Annotated in this window: 1 protein-coding gene; it reads left to right on the forward strand. The window is 70.1% G+C overall.

Annotated elements, in window-relative coordinates; all coding sequences use genetic code 11:
• The coding region (gene metK, locus ABD363_RS32375; protein WP_344610032.1) for a methionine adenosyltransferase at positions 1-1,182 on the forward strand (1,182 nt) is incomplete at both ends.

Here is a 1,182-nt window from a genome sequence, read left to right on the forward strand (position 1 = left end):
CGCCTGTTCACCTCGGAGTCCGTGACCGAAGGTCACCCCGACAAGATCGCTGACCAGATCAGCGACACCATCCTCGACGCGCTGCTCAAGGAGGACCCGGCCTCCCGGGTCGCCGTCGAGACCCTGATCACCACCGGTCTGGTGCACGTGGCCGGCGAGGTCACCACCAAGGCCTACGCGGACATCGCGACCCTGGTCCGCAACAAGATCCTGGAGATCGGGTACGACTCCTCCAAGAAGGGCTTCGACGGCGCCTCCTGCGGCGTGTCGGTGTCGATCGGCGCGCAGTCCCCGGACATCGCGCAGGGCGTGGACGCCGCCTACGAGGCCCGCGTCGAGGGCGACGAGGACGAGCTGGACCGGCAGGGCGCCGGCGACCAGGGCCTGATGTTCGGCTACGCCACCGACGAGACGCCGACGCTGATGCCGCTGCCGGTCTTCCTGGCGCACCGCCTGGCCAGGCGCCTGTCGCAGGTGCGCAAGAACGGCACGATCCCCTACCTGCGTCCGGACGGCAAGACGCAGGTGACCATCGAGTACGACGGCGACAAGGCGGTGCGCCTGGACACGGTGGTGGTCTCCTCCCAGCACGCCTCCGACATCGACCTGGAGTCGCTGCTGGCCCCGGACATCCGCGAGTTCGTGGTGGAGCCGGAGCTCAGGGCGCTGCTGGAGGACGGCATCAAGCTGGACACCGAGGGCTACCGGCTGCTGGTCAATCCCACCGGGCGGTTCGAGATCGGCGGCCCGATGGGCGACGCGGGCCTGACCGGCCGCAAGATCATCATCGACACCTACGGCGGCATGGCCCGCCACGGCGGCGGCGCCTTCTCCGGCAAGGACCCCTCCAAGGTGGACCGGTCGGCGGCCTACGCGATGCGCTGGGTGGCCAAGAACGTGGTCGCCGCGGGCCTGGCGAGCCGCTGCGAGGTGCAGGTCGCCTACGCCATCGGCAAGGCCGAGCCGGTCGGCCTGTTCGTGGAGACCTTCGGCACCCACACGGTGGAGACCGGCAGGATCGAGAAGGCCATCGAGGAGGTCTTCGACCTCCGCCCGGCCGCCATCATCCGCGACCTGGACCTGCTCCGCCCGATCTACGCCCAGACCGCCGCCTACGGCCACTTCGGCCGCGAACTGCCCGACTTCACCTGGGAACGCACCGACCGCGTGGACGCCCTGCGC

Origin of the sequence: Streptomyces glaucus (assembly GCF_039533365.1) — a bacterium.
GTDB classification, from domain to species: Bacteria; Actinomycetota; Actinomycetes; order Streptomycetales; family Streptomycetaceae; genus Streptomyces; species Streptomyces glaucus.